This is a genomic window from Candidatus Enterococcus ikei (assembly GCF_017316105.1).
Lineage (GTDB): Bacteria > Bacillota > Bacilli > Lactobacillales > Enterococcaceae > Enterococcus_L > Enterococcus_L ikei.
On record NZ_JAFLWD010000072.1, the window covers coordinates 1 to 1,470 of the forward strand.

Consider the following 1,470-nt stretch of genomic DNA (forward strand, 5'->3'; position numbering starts at 1 on the left):
CTTCTAGGTAACATTATTTGACTAGTATCAACACCGCCTTTTTCAAGCAGTTTAACCATTTGACTGTCTGTTATAATTATTTCACCGGTATCTGTTTTAACGCCTAATTCTTGTGCTAATTGAATCACTTCTTGTTTTTGTTAATTATATCTCACCATAAGAGACAAAAAAATGAAAACGCTTTTTACATTACTTATATTAAATGCTTACCTGTAATCTCCAAGACTACTGTTACTTATATTTTGCAAGCTCTTATCCTCAATCTCCGATAATCTGCTTCCCAATGATTCTCTTTCCACAATTTGGGTTTTAAATCCCTCTCCATATTCTTAAGAACCTTCTCTTTCTGCTTTTCTGACAATTCCCCCAACTCAGCAGCATAAAACTGTTCCATCCACTCTTTCAAACCAGATTCGCCACCTTTAAGCGGTGTCGGCCGTTCATACTCTAAAATCTCGACTATTTCAAAATGATTCTTTTCAAGTAAAACCCGATAGTCTTCAACCGACGTAAAACAAAACGGCTCCACGAAAGGGAAGCCCAACGCATTTAACTCACGCCCAAAAACTTCTCTAATCGCCTGAACATTTCCAACAGCACCAAACTCACAAATCAACTGCCCATTTTGCTTTAGATGTTCACTAATATTTTTCACTAATAAATCCTGATCCGATATCCAATGAAAAACGGCATTTGAAAAAGCAACATCATACAGTCCAATTTGTTCAGTTGGATTTAAAATATCATCCTGTAAAAAAGTCAACTCAGGATAGCTTTCTTTAGCTTGATTGATCATATTGACCGATTGATCGACCCCCGTCACTTCATGCCCAAGTTCCGCCATTTGATTCGTCAATTCGCCTGTCCCGCAACCAATATCCAACACTTTTTTCGGTTCTTTCGGCAATAATTCCAATAAACCAGCGCCATATTTAAAAATAAAATCATGTGTCGTATTGTATTTTTTCGCATCCCATTCCATTGATTTCACGCTCCTAATGATGTAATGAAAAGAAGCTACACCGAAATTTATTCATCGATGTAGCACTCTTATTATTTCTTATTGCCAATAAGTCGGAATCTTCGCTTCATAAGCCGCAATTTCAGCATCATGCGTCAAGCTAATAGCAATATCATCCAACCCATTCACCAATTTATGCTTCCATGTACTGTCGATTTCAAAAGAATATGTTCCATTCGGCGTGATGACTTGTTGGGCTGGCAAATCGATCGTAATTGTTTCATCCGCTCCAAGTCCAGCCAAGGCCTCCAATTCTTCATGTTTCAAGACAATCGGTAGTAAGCCATTTTTCGTGGCATTCATATAAAAAATATCACTAAAACTTCCTGCAATGACCGCTCTAAAGCCATAATCGTCCAATGCCCAAGCTGCATGTTCTCTCGATGAACCTGAACCAAAGTTATCACCAGAAATCAAAATCGTCGCATCTTTATATTGTGGTTCATTTA

Annotated in this window: 2 protein-coding genes; both read right to left on the minus strand. The window is 37.8% G+C overall.

Annotated elements, in window-relative coordinates:
• Positions 1 to 235: 235 nt before the first annotated feature.
• Positions 236 to 982, minus strand: a complete 747-nt coding sequence (locus JZO69_RS16520) for a class I SAM-dependent methyltransferase (protein ID WP_207113902.1) — start codon at positions 980 to 982, stop codon at positions 236 to 238.
• A 78-nt stretch (positions 983 to 1,060) separates the two neighbouring features.
• Positions 1,061 to 1,470, minus strand: a 410-nt coding sequence (gene leuD / locus JZO69_RS16525) for a 3-isopropylmalate dehydratase small subunit (protein WP_207113903.1), incomplete at its 5' end; no start/stop codon positions are given.

Bases quoted from the DNA above. Each gene is read 5' to 3' on its own strand.
- JZO69_RS16520 (WP_207113902.1), bottom strand. From the start codon at position 982: ATGGAATGGGATGCGAAAAAATACAATACGACACATGATTTTATTTTT.